Source organism: Aquisalimonas sp. APHAB1-3, from assembly GCF_048323695.1.
Taxonomy (GTDB): domain Bacteria; phylum Pseudomonadota; class Gammaproteobacteria; order Nitrococcales; family Aquisalimonadaceae; genus Aquisalimonas.
In genome coordinates this window covers 35,150-47,165 of the sequence record NZ_JBLWFT010000001.1, presented here as the reverse complement: position 1 = coordinate 47,165, position 12,016 = coordinate 35,150, and the positions used below count along the sequence as shown (strand labels likewise).

The 12,016-nt window shown below is 69.6% G+C and carries 7 protein-coding genes; 5 read left to right on the top strand and 2 right to left on the bottom strand.

Annotation, left to right across the window (positions count from 1 at the left end; translation table 11 throughout):
• The first annotated feature begins 13 nt into the window (after positions 1–13).
• The 4 genes from recC (at position 14) to ACNSTU_RS00190 (ending at position 9,247) form a co-directional block, all read left to right on the top strand.
• Positions 14–3,322, top strand: coding sequence for an exodeoxyribonuclease V subunit gamma (gene recC / locus ACNSTU_RS00205; RefSeq protein ID WP_290636938.1), 3,309 nt, complete (start codon positions 14–16; stop codon positions 3,320–3,322).
• Complete coding sequence (gene recB, locus ACNSTU_RS00200) at positions 3,319–6,909, top strand: exodeoxyribonuclease V subunit beta (RefSeq protein ID WP_418211966.1); 3,591 nt, start codon at positions 3,319–3,321, stop codon at positions 6,907–6,909. Before recC ends, recB begins: the two co-directional genes overlap by 4 nt.
• Positions 6,906–8,726 (top strand): exodeoxyribonuclease V subunit alpha, encoded by a 1,821-nt coding sequence (gene recD / locus ACNSTU_RS00195; protein WP_418211965.1) that lies wholly within the window; start codon positions 6,906–6,908, stop codon positions 8,724–8,726. Before recB ends, recD begins: the two co-directional genes overlap by 4 nt.
• A gap of 116 nt (positions 8,727–8,842) precedes the next feature.
• Positions 8,843–9,247: a thiol-disulfide oxidoreductase DCC family protein gene (locus ACNSTU_RS00190; protein ID WP_290638096.1), complete on the top strand. Its 405-nt coding sequence runs from the start codon at positions 8,843–8,845 to the stop codon at positions 9,245–9,247.
• A 129-nt stretch (positions 9,248–9,376) separates the two neighbouring features.
• Here the strand turns inward: ACNSTU_RS00190 and ACNSTU_RS00185 are convergent, their stop codons facing one another.
• Positions 9,377–10,696, bottom strand: a complete 1,320-nt coding sequence (locus tag ACNSTU_RS00185; RefSeq protein ID WP_290638098.1) for a glycine cleavage T C-terminal barrel domain-containing protein — start codon at positions 10,694–10,696, stop codon at positions 9,377–9,379.
• Positions 10,697–10,904: 208 nt separating this feature from the next.
• Complete coding sequence (locus ACNSTU_RS00180) at positions 10,905–11,297, bottom strand: DUF423 domain-containing protein (RefSeq protein WP_290635428.1); 393 nt, start codon at positions 11,295–11,297, stop codon at positions 10,905–10,907.
• Positions 11,298–11,408: 111 nt separating this feature from the next.
• On the opposite strand from ACNSTU_RS00180, the gene ACNSTU_RS00175 reads away from it, so the two are divergent.
• Positions 11,409–11,903 carry a copper chaperone PCu(A)C gene (locus ACNSTU_RS00175; RefSeq protein WP_290638099.1) on the top strand — a complete coding sequence of 165 codons (495 nt, stop codon included), beginning with the start codon at positions 11,409–11,411 and terminating at the stop codon, positions 11,901–11,903.
• The last annotated feature ends 113 nt before the right edge of the window (positions 11,904–12,016 follow it).

Genomic DNA, 12,016 nt, shown 5'->3' with positions numbered 1-12,016 from the left:
GAAAAGGACGGCCATGTTCTACGTCTACCACCACCACGACCAGATCCGGCTTGCGGAGCTTCTGGCAGTGCTGCGTCAGCGCCAGCCGGCGGCACCACTGGCACCCGACACCGTGCTGGTGCCCAATCGCAGCGTCGGGCGCTGGCTGCAGATGGAACTCGCCGGAAGCGAGGGCGTGGCCGCCAACCTGAGCCTGCCGCTGCCGGCCAAATTCGTCTGGGGCATTCTCAGCAGCAGCCTGCCGGAGACACCGGACAGCTCCGCGTTCGAACGCGGCAACCTCCGCTGGCACCTGTATACACTGCTGCCGCGGATCGCCGCATCGCAACCGCGCGTGGCCCGCTACCTGGACGGCACACCCCGGGAGCTCCGCCGCCTGCAGCTCGCCGACCAGCTTGCGGACGTCTTCGACCAGTACCTGATCTACCGCCGCGACATGCTGCTGGCGTGGGAGCGCGGCGAAGGGGAACAGCGCAGCCCGGCGGACTGGCAGGCGCCCATCTGGCGAGCACTGGTGGACGCCCTCACCGAACGCCATCGGGCGCGGCTGCTCGGCGAGTTCATCGACGCGGTGGAAGCCGGCAAACCACTCGAGCGCAGCCGCTGGCCGGCGCGGATCTACTGCTTCGGCCTGATGAACCTGCCCCCGGACTACCTGCGGCTGCTCTACGCCCTGGGCCGGGAGATCGACATCCACTACCTGCTCCCCAACCCCAGCGAAGCCTACTGGGGCGACATCCAGCGGCAGCCGGTGAGCGTGTTCGACACCCCGGAGCCGGGCACGGAGCCCGGCGAGGCACCGATCACCCAGGGGCACCCACTGCTGGCAAGCCTCGGCCACTCCGCCCGGGATTTCCTGCGCGTGCTCTACGCCGACGAACTGGCCGCCATCCAGGAGCCGGAGCTGGGCGACGCGCTGGCCTACGAACCACCGGGTGACGACACGCTGCTGCACCGACTGCAGTCCGGCGTCATCCGCATGAACGCAGCCGCCACGCCCCCGGGCTGCGCCGAGAACGACGCCTCCCTGCAACTGCACGCCTGCCACGGGCCACTGCGGGAAGTGCAGGTGCTCCACGACCAGATCCTCGACCGCCTCGCCGCCGACGACACGCTGCAACCCCGCGACATCCTGGTCATGCTGCCGGACGTGGCCGCCTACGCGCCGGCGATTCACAGCGTCTTCGGCAACCCGGACAACCAGCAGCGCCTGCCCTATACCGTGTCCGACCAGCCGCGGCTCAGCAGCCACCCCATCGCCCTGACCGTGAGCGAGCTGCTCAACCTGCCCCTGTCGCGCTGGAGTGCGTCGGAAGTGCTGGCGCTGGCGGCCGTCCCTGCCGTCATGCGGCGGTTCAGCCTCGACGACGGCGACCTCGACCTGCTGCGCCACTGGCTGCAGCAGGCCGGCGTGCGCTGGGGGCTGGACGCGGACACGCGCACGCAGCACGGCGCCGGGTCCTGGGAGCAGAACACCTGGCGTTTCGGGCTCGACCGCCTGCTCCTTGGCCTGGCCCAGCCCCGGAGCGACACGCTGGTGGACGGCGTCGCCCCCTGGCCGGACCTGGAAGGCGGCAGCACCGCCGCGCTGGGACGGTTGTGGCTGCTGGTGGACACACTGCGGCAGTGGCGCGACACCATGACCGAACCCGCGCCGGCCGACACGTGGCACCAGCGCCTGAATGCCATCATGGAGGCGCTGTTCCTCGCCGACCGGGACGACGCCGACGAGCGCGCCGCACTGGAGGCGGTGCACGAGGCCGTGGCCGTGCTGGGCGAGGCCCACCGAAGCCTGGGCGACGAACCGCTGGGCTGGGAGGCAGTCCGCGAGGCGGTCGGCGCCGCGCTGCAGGACAGCGGCGAACGCCAGCCCTTCCTGGGCGGCGGCATCACCTTCTGCGGCCTCATGCCCCTGCGCGCACTCCCCTACCGCATGATCGCCCTGCTGGGCATGAACGACGGCGACTTCCCCCGGCAGGAGCGCAACCGCAGCTTCAACCTTATTCGCCGCTTCCCGCGTACCGGCGACGCCAGCGTGCGCGACGACGATCGGCTGCTTTTCCTGCAGTCGCTCATGGCGGCGCGGGATGTCTTCTACGTGAGCTACACCGGGCAGGACGTGCGCTCCGGCGAAACCCTGGAACCCGCCCCGGTGGTGGGCGAGTTGCTCGACTTCCTGCACCGCCACCATCTCCCGGATCACACAAGGCGCGCAGCCGGCGAACAGCTGGTGACCACCCAGCCCATGCAGCCCTTCAGCCCGCGCTACTTCAGCACCGCCGATGCGGCCGTCTTCACCTTCCAGGGCGACTGGCACCCTGCCACCCTCGCCATGCACGAGACGCGCGACGACCCGCGCCCCTTCGTGGACGGCGCCCGGCTTGCCCCGGAGCCGGAGGCGGTCATCGCACTGGACAACCTGAAGCGGGTTCTCGACCACCCGGCCCGGCACTTCCTGAGGGACTGCCTGCGGCTGCGGCTGGAGCGAGACGACACCACCGTGGACGACGACGAACCCCACACCCTGGACGGCCTCACCGCCCACCAGCTCCGGCACGAACTGTTCGCGGCCGCCTGCAGCAGCGGTGAACCGCTGCCTCCCGCCCCGGACCCGGTGCTGCGCGCCCGCGGCGTGCTCCCGCCACCGCCCCTGGATCTGGGCATCTACCGGGAGCAGATGGAACAGATCAATCCGCTCCTGCCCCTGTGGCAGCAGTGGCACGCCGAGCACCCGGAGCCCACACCGGTGGACGTGGACATCACCCTGCCCGACGGCCGACGGCTGGCCGGCAGGCTGGCGGACACGCGTCCCGACGGCCTGCGCCGCGTCCGGCCCGGCACACTGCGCGCCAACCACCGACTGGCGGACTGGATCGACTACCTGGCGCTGGCCGCCAGCGGCGCTCCCGGGAGCCTGCGCTGTGCCGGCCTCGCCGACGGCGCCGTTCAGATCCTCGGGGCACAGGTGGAGCCGGCCCACGCCCTGACGCTGCTGCAGTCACTGGTGGACGTCCACGACCAGGCCCGGCAGCAGCCCCTGTGCTTCATGCCCGGGCTTGCCACCACCTTCATGGAAAAGCAGAGCCCGCACTGGACCAGCAAGCCCAAGGACGCCCAGGCCGCCCTGGAGGACCGCAACGGTTACCTCGGCCGCACCTGGTACCCGGCCTGGGAACTGGCGAACGACCCGTGGTTTCCGCTGGTTGCACCCCCGCCGACGCTGCTCGGTGACGACGCCGGCTCCAGCGCCTTCTGCCGGCTGGCGACGCAGGTCTGCGGTCCCATGGTGGAAACGCTCCTGCCCGTGGAGGCCACCCCGTGAGCACAGGCACGCCATTCGACCCGCGCACCATGCCGCTGGACGGGCTGCGGCTCATCGAGGCCAGCGCCGGCACCGGCAAGACGTTCAGCCTGGCGGGGCTGTACCTGCGGCTGCTGGTGGAACAGCGCCTGACGGTCCGCGAAATCCTGGTCATGACCTTCACCCGCGCCGCCACCCAGGAACTGCGGGAGCGCATCCGCGCACGCCTGGTGGCCGCCGCACGCATCGCCACGGATCCGGCCATTGCCAACCCGGAACACCCCGAGGACGCCCTGACCCTGGACATTCTCGCCGCCAGTGACGAAGAACGCCCCGCTCTGGCCCGCCGGCTCCGGGACGCGGCCGCACGCATGGACGAGGCCACCATCAGCACCATCCACGGCTTCGCCCAGCAGGCGGCGGCCGACAACGCTTTCGATGGCGGCCTGCCCTTCGACCGCGGCGAACAGGTGGACGACACCGCCCTGTTCCGTGAGACCGCCGCCGATTACTGGCGCAGCCAGACCATCGGCGAGCCCGCCGCCCGGGCCAACGCCTTCCTGCAGCTCTGGGGCAGCCCGGAGGCCCTCTTCGACGCCCTGCGACCGGCGCTGCAGCAGCCCCACGTCACCCTCGCCGGGCCAGACACGGCCACCATCCAGGCCCGAACCGACGACCTGCGCCAACGCTGGCAGACCGAGGGGGACGCCCTGCGCGAACTGCTGCTGCAGGCGGAAGCCGAAGACGCTCTGCTCAAGAGCGGCGACCTGCACAAGGCCGTGGAGGCCCATGGCGGCATGGACGCGGTGCTGACACTGCTTGATCACGGCATTGCCGGGACCGCGGTCGGCTACGCCGCCCTGCCGGGTTGGCTGGCCGATTTCGGCGATGCGGCCGGCGTGCGCCGGCACATCAAGAAGGCGCCGGCGGACAAGTGGTGCCAGCCGCACACCCTGCCGCTCACCGGGGAGCTCGCCGCCCTGCAGCCCCTCGGCCGCCTCGCCGCCCTGCGCGATGCCCTGGAGACGGTCCGCACGGAGAGCCTGCGCCGCAAGCGCGACCGGCGGCAGTTCAGCTTCGCCGACATGATCGAAGCGCTCCACGACGCCATAACCGACCCGGACGGCGGCGACCACTTGGCCGCCGCCCTGCACGAAACCTGGCCCTGGGCGCTGGTGGACGAATTCCAGGACACCGACCCGCTGCAGTACGCCATCCTCCAGCGCATCTACCGGGGTCGCGATCGTGGTGGCCTGCTGATGATCGGCGACCCCAAGCAGGCCATCTACGCCTTCCGTGGCGGCGACGTATTCGCCTACCTGGACGCCGCCCGGGACGCCGACGGCTGCTACCACCTGGACACCAACTTCCGCTCCACCGGCGATGTGTTGCGGGCGGTGCAGACCGTCTTCGAAACACCCGGCGACGACGCCTTTCTGATCCCGGGCATCCGGTTCCAGGCGGTCGAAGCGGGCCGGCGCGACGGCGATCGGGTCATCAGTGTCCATGGCGATCCGCTGCCCGCCATGACCGTCTGGCCCTTCGACGCCAGCAGCGACAACAAGGGCGACACCGAGGCAGCCCTTCTGGAGGCCGCGGTCACCCGCATCCACGCACTGCTGGACACCCCGGCCACGGTCACGACCGACAGCGGCGACGCCGCGCCGGTGCGCCCCCGGGACATCGCCGTGCTGGTGAACACCAATCAGCAGGCCACCGCGGCCCAGCAGGCCCTGAGCCGGCGCGGGATCGCCGCCGTATGCCTCCACCAGGCCAGCGTCTTCACCAGCGACGAAGCGCTGGACGTGCTGCGCGTCCTCCGCGCCGCCGCCACCCCCGCGGACGAGAGCAGCCTGCGCGCCGCCCTGACCACGCCGCTGTTCGGCTACGTCCTCGGCGAGCTGATCGCCCTCACTGAGGACGAATCCGCCTGGCAGACCGTGGTGGAGCGCTTCCAGGCCGCCCATGAGCGCTGGCACCGCCACGGCGTGCTCGCCATGCTGCAACCCCTGCTCCAGGCGGCCGCGCCCCGGCTGCTGACCCTGGACGACGGCGAACGCCGCATGACCAACTACCTGCAGCTCGGCGAACTGCTGCAGAACGCTGCCGGCGAGACCTTCGGCATGAACGGCCTGATCCAGTGGCTCGACGACGCCCGCAACAACCCCGAGCGGAGCGAAACCGGCGAGGCGGAACAGCTGCGGCTGGAATCCGACGACGCCCTGGTGCGCATCGCCACCGTGCACAAGGTCAAGGGGCTGCAGTACCGCATCGTGTTCCTGCCGTTTGCGCCTTTTCTCGGCGCCACCGGCAACCCCGACAAACCGCCGCGCAGCTTCCACGACGACCAGCACCGCGCCTGTCTCGACTACGGCGTCGCCGACGCCGCCGGCCGCGCCATCCGCGAGCGCCGCGCCGAGGCGATACGGCTGCTGTACGTGGCGCTCACCCGCGCCGAGCAGGCGTGCTACCTCCCCTGGGGCGCGGCCACCGGCGTCGAGAACGGCGCGCTTGCGTGGCTGCTGCACGGCCCCGACGGCGCCGCGCCCGACCAGTGGAGTCGCGCCAGGAAAGCACCGGACTGGGTCGGCGCCGAGACGGTCCAGTCGCGGCTCGGGGAACTGGCCGGGCGCGCCGGTGGCGCCATCGCCGTGGAACCGCTGCCGGAGCCCATGCCGGCCGGCCAGCGCCTGCCCCTGCCGCCCCCGCCCGAGGGAGGGCCCCGTAGCGACGCGATCATGCCGCGGCCGGACTGGTCGGTGTACAGCTTCTCCCGGCTGGTCAGCGGCAGCCGCCACACCACCAACACCGCTGGCGCGGACGACGAGACCCCGGATCCCGAGCGGCCGCAACCGGCGCCGCGCCGGATCGAGCTGCGCGGACCGCAGTTCGGCACGGCGATCCACGACATGCTGGAGGCCATGGACTTCGCGGCGTGGCCGCAACCGGACGACGCCGCGGTCAGCGCTCACCACGACTGGATGGCCGGCCACCTGCGCAACGCCGGGGTTGCCCTCCCCCAACGACCGGCCCCGCTGCTCGACGCCATCGGCGGCATGCTCAGCCACACGGCCCATGCACCACTGCCCGGAACCGGCCCGCTCGCCGCCATACCGGATACCCAACAACGCCGGGAGATGGAGTTCTTCCTCGGCCTGAGCGGCAGCCGGGTGGCGGCGGTAATCGACCGCCTCACCGCCGCCGGCTACGCCACGGCCCTGCCCGCCGACCGCCGCGCACAGACCCTGCGCGGCCTCATGCACGGCTTCATCGACCTGATCGTTGCCGTCGACGGGCGCTATTACATCATTGATTACAAGACCAACGATCTGGGCGCGGAGGCCGGCGCCTATCAGCCCGATGGCCTACAAACCGCGGTGCGGCACGGGCATTACGACCTGCAGTACCTGATCTACACCCTGGCGCTGCACCGCCACCTGGCCCGCAGCCTGCCGGGCTACGACCCGGCCGAACACCTGGGCGGCGTGCACTACCTGTTCGTTCGCGGCATGACCGGCGAGGACGCGGCCGGCGTGTTCACGGACCACCCGCCCGCGGACCTCATCCTCGCGCTGGACCGGCTGTTTGCAGGGGAGGAGGCGGCATGAGCCCGTTCATGGAACGCCTGCGCGAGCGCACCGCGGCCGGACAGGTCCAGCCGCTGGAACTGGCCCTGGCGGACTGGTGCCTGCGCCACGGAGGCACCGAGCCCGTCGCCCTGGCCATGGTGCTGGCAAGCCGTGCGGTCCACGACGGGCACAGCTGCCTGCGCCTGGATACGCTGGAGCCGGCGATTCCCGGTGAAGGGCCGCTGCTGCCCGCCGACGCCTTCATGGAAGCGCTGGACGCCAGCCCGCTGGTGGGTGCGCCCGGTGATGCAACACCACTCGTCCACGACGGCCGGCGCCTCTACCTCCAGCGCTACTGGCAGTACGAAACCCGCCTGGCCGCGCGACTGAGCCACCTGCTGGCGCAACCCCCGGAGCCGGTGGACACCGCCCGTCTGGCACGCGATGGCGGCCTGTTCGACTACGGGTGGGTCGCTCCAGGGCAGACCCACTGGCAGCCGGTGGCCGCAGCCGCGGCGCTGCGCCACCGGCTGACGGTGATCTCCGGCGGCCCCGGCACGGGCAAGACGTATACGGTGCTGCGGCTGATGCGCCTGCTGATCGAATCCGCAGCGGCGCAGGGAAGGCCGGCGCCGGCCATCCGCCTGGCCGCGCCCACCGGCAAGGCCGCGGCGCGCATGCTCGAGTCCGTGCGCGCCGGGCTGGGCAGCCTGCCGGACGCGGAGGCGGTCAGCGCGCTGCTCCCGGATCGCGCCGACACGCTCCATCGCCTGCTCGGGCTCACCCAGGCTTCCACGCAGCCGCGCCACCATGGTGATAACCCGCTGCCGGCCGATGCGGTCATCGTCGATGAGGCCTCCATGGTGGACCTGCCGATGATGGCCAAACTGACCGAGGCCCTGCCCGATCACGCGCGCCTGATTCTGCTGGGCGACCGCTATCAGCTCGCCTCGGTGGAGTCCGGCTCGGTGCTGGCCGAACTCTGTGACGCCGCCGGGGTCAACGCCTTCTCGGCGGACCAGTACCGCGCCCTGGGCGAGCTGATGGGCGACGACACGCAGCCCACGACGGCGCCCTCAGTGCTGGGCGATCACGTGGTGACTCTGCGCACCAGCCACCGCTTCCACGCCGACAGCGCCATCGGCCGGCTGGCGGCCGCCATCAATGCCGGCGACGGCCACGGGGCGCTTGCGGTGGGCACAGAGCCGCCGCCGGATCTGGACCTGCAACTGGGCGCCACCGTGGACGTGGACCACGTGGTGGAGCAGATGGCGGCCGCCTACCTGCCGCTGGAGCACGCGGCCGACCGTGACGCCGCACTGGATGCCCTGGAAGCCGTGCGCCTGCTCACCGCCACCCGCGTCGGCCCGGCGGGCAGCGAACACCTCAATCAACGGATCCACGAGCGCCTGGCGTCCCGACAGGGGCGCGATCCACAACAGCGCTGGTACCACGGCCGGCCCGTGATGGTGCTGCAGAACGACTACCGCGCCGGGCTGTTCAACGGCGACACCGGAGTCTGTCTGGCGGACGGGTCCGGCGGCCTGCGGGTCTGGTTCCGCACCAGCGAAGGCGCCCGCTCGCTGCTGCCCTCCGCCCTGCCCGGCCACGAGACCGTCTACGCCATGACCATTCACAAGAGTCAGGGCTCCGAGTTCACGCGGGTGACTCTGCTACTGCCGGATGCGGATACGCCGGTGCTCACCCGTGAGCTGCTCTACACCGGGATCACCAGGGCGCGGGAGCAGCTCACGGTGGTTGGTCCGGCGGCGGTGTTCCAGGCCGGGATCGAGCGGCGGACCCGCCGGGAGTCGGGGCTGGCGGAGCGGCTTGGGGGGTCGTCACCGGACGTGTGATGGGAGTCGGGCAATCAATGGTAGACGTGAACGTCTACCCTACGGCTACAGCGAGAGCTGTACACGTGATGTACAATTATTATACCACCAGACATCGCAAGCCGTTGGAGGCTCCCATGGCACCGGAAGGATTGCAGCAATTGCTCACGCAGGCGGACGGCCGATTGATTGTGTTCTATGACGGTGGCTGCCCGCTGTGTCGGCGGGAGATCCGGCACTACCGGCGGATGGACCGCCAAGGCGGCATATTCTGGCAGGACATCGCCCACCAGCCACAGGTGCTGAACGACACGGGCATCGGCTTCCGCGACGCCATGGCGCTCTTCCACGTGGTGGAGCCCTCCGGGCGGATCGTGGTCGGGGCCCACGGGTTCGTGCGGATCTGGCAGCGACTGCCGGGCTACCGCTGGCTCGGGGCGGTCTGCCGCTATACCGGGCTGGTGTGGCCCATGGACGGTGCCTACAGATTGTTTGCAGCGTGGCGGTGGAAACGGCGGTCGGCGTGTGCCACGTGTGCGTGACGGGGGCATTTGCAGGGTTGGTAGACGTGAACGTCTACCCTACGGTGGCCGAGTGATCCGCATGAGCGTGGATCCGGCGACGGAGGCGCGGCGGTCGGCGCGCATTGGCCGACCGCCACGGTCAGGTCATCAGTACGCGTAGTCGCGCCCTTCGGAACGCGCCCGCTCTCTGGAGCTCATGTTCACCGAGGGCCGGAAGGGCATCTGCACCACTTCCGCATGCTCCGGATAGCCGGGGTAGTTCTGGTACTCCTCCGGCAGCCAGGCCCGGAGCTGTGTGCCCAGGGCAGACTTCTCCACCGGCACGTAGGCCATGGCGATGTTCGTCTCCAGCTCCGGTGAATACCAGGGCGACGTAATCCAGCCGATCGGGTCGTCGCTGGCGTGGTCGCTGATCAGCCAGAAGTCCGGCGCATAGTCCTCGATGGGCTTGCCACCCACCTTCAGGCCCACCAGGGTATGGGTGAACGGCGGCTTGCCGGCATTCACCAGCTCGCGCGTCTCCTCCAGTACCTTCTTGCCGATGTAGTCCGCCTCCTTGGACTTCGGCACCATATGGCCCAGGTAGCACTGGAACGGATTGCTCTCCATGTCCATGTCCTGGCCGAAGGAGAGAATACCGGCGGCGATGCGCCGATGGTGTGCCGGCGCGATCACCATGAGGTTGTGCCGCTCGCCGGCCTCGAGAATGGTGTTCCAGACCTTCTCGGCGTGGACGGTGGAATCGTAGGCGTAGACCTCGTACCCCTTCTCACCGGTGAAACCGGTCTGCGAGATCAGGCAGTCGACGCCACCAACCTTGGCCTGCATCAGGCCGTAGTAAGGCACTTCACGGATGCCCTCGCCCACCAGGTCCACCAGCAGCGCTTCGGACTTCGGCCCCTGGATCTGCAGCGGGCAGACGTCGATCTCGTCGATGGTCACGTCGAACCGGCCACCGACATTCACCCCCTGGAACCACAGCATGAGGTCGGAGTCGCTGATGGTGAACCAGAACTCGTCCTCGGCAAGCCGCAGCATCACCGGGTCGTTCAGCACCTTGCCCTGCTCGTTGCAGAGGATCACGTAGCGGCCCTTCATGGGCGGCACGCGGGTGATGTCACGGGTGCACACGAAGTTGCAGAACGCCTCCGCGTCCGGCCCCTTCACCCGGATGGGCCGCTCCACGGCCACGTTCCAGAGCGTCACGTCGTTGACCAGCGCCCGGTACTCCACCATGGCGCCGCCGTCCTCGGGGCGGACGTAGCCGCGCGGGTGGTACATGCGGTTGTACACGGTCGCCCGCCAGCAGCCGGCCTCGCAGGACAGGTGCCAGTACGCCGACTTCCGCACCCGGTTGGAGATGAGCATCTCGATACCCGGGTCGCCGGTCTGGCGAAGATTGATGGGGACGTTCCGGTCACGCTGGTCGACCGTGTCCTGGTAGTTGATCTTGCTGCTGTCGGCCATGTCTGGACTCCCTCGCCATGGATCGTGTCGCGCCAGTCGGGCAACGCGCGGCTGCCGGTGACGGCTGAAACCGCCGTCACTGAGAGGGATGCTATGCCCGTGTGAACCGCGGCGGGCACTCAGGTGCGACACCCCTTTTTGCACCCACGACATCACGAAAAAACCCCGCGGAACGGGGCTTTGGGAGTTATCCGGGAACGTCGTCGCGTTACCCGGCGGCGTCAGCGTGCCGGTATCCGAGCCAGCCGGCCCGGATCAGAAACGCCCAGGCGATCATCAGGGTCGTGCCCCCCACGGGCGTAATGGCCGTAAGGGCCGGCATACCCAGCAGCGCGGATAGATAGATGCTGAAGCTGAACAACACGGTCCCCAGCGTGAACAGCCAGCCGCTCACCGCCAGGCCCCGCCGGATTCGGTGCCCCAGCGGGGCCAACAGGGTGAGGCCGATGGCGGTCACCACCACCGCGCCGATCTGGTGATAACGGATGGCCGTCATGATGTAGCGGAAGACTTCGTCGTCCACCCGCGGTCGCAGCGCGTGCTCCGCCGACGCCCCGATCATCACCGACAACAGCCCCAGGACGGCGCCCACAATCAGCATCAAACGCACGGTTCACTCCTTCTGGCAGGCATGAATTTCGAAAAGCTTGTTACGATACCGCATCCAGAACACCCGACTCCCTTTCCAATGCAAGAAGGACTGCAGCAGACCATGAGACACCTCACCACTGCCCTGTTCACCGTGGCCACGCTGGCCGTCTCCCCGCTCGCCGCCGCCTCGGATCTGGTCATCCACGACCCGTGGGTGCGGGAGATGCCGCCGGTGGCGGACAACTCCGCCGGCTACATGCGCATCGAGAACCCGTCCGATACCGACCGCAGCCTGGTGGATGCCGAGAGTGACCTGTTCGGCCATCTGGAGATCCACGAGAGCGTCGAGGAAGACGGCACCATGCGCATGGAACACCGGGAGGAGCTGGTGATCCCCGCCGGTGGCGAGGCCGTCCTGGAGCCCGGCGGCTACCACGTGATGCTCATCGACCGGCATGGCGAGCCGTTGAAGGAAGGCGACGAGGTCGCCTTCACCCTGATCTTCGCCGACGGCCACACCCAGGAGGTGGTGGCGCCTGTCCTGCGACATGGCCCCGATGGCGAAGCCGGTGACGACCATGATGATCACCACGGTGACCATCACGGCGACCACTGACCGGAAGCGGCGCACGGGAACGGTTGTGTGGCGCCGTTCCCGTTTCCCCGCTTCGACGCTTTACCCCGCCGGACAATCCGATTACGGTACCTGTACATTAATTATACACAACA